General features: G+C 34.9%; 1 protein-coding gene. It reads left to right on the top strand.

Annotation, left to right across the window (positions count from 1 at the left end; genetic code table 11):
* On the top strand, window positions 1–226 hold a 226-nt coding region (locus GUI70_RS25675; protein WP_202630599.1), incomplete at its 5' end, for a thiamine phosphate synthase.
* Between the last annotated feature and the right edge of the window lie 46 nt (window positions 227–272).

Raw genomic sequence — 272 nt, 5'->3', positions numbered from 1 at the left:
GCCGTCGAAGCATGACGCGCATATACCAGTAGGTCCAAAAATGATTGCAACGTTTAAAGAAATGAATCCGCAACTACCGATTGTAGCTATTGGCGGTATCAATACTAATAATGTGGCGCCGATTGTAGAAGCAGGTGCCAATGGAATTTCAGTCATTTCAGCCATTTCTAAAAGTGAAAATATTGAAAAGACTGTTAATCGATTCAAAGATTTTTTTAATAATTAGTTAAATTTTTCCACTTATTGTTTCATACGTACTCATTAATGTGATA

Origin of the sequence: Deinococcus alpinitundrae (assembly GCF_009982895.1) — a bacterium.
In the GTDB taxonomy this organism is placed as follows: Bacteria; Deinococcota; Deinococci; order Deinococcales; family Deinococcaceae; genus Deinococcus; species Deinococcus alpinitundrae.
The sequence above is the reverse complement of the archived record's forward strand: the minus strand, read 5'-3'. Positions and strand labels throughout refer to the sequence as shown.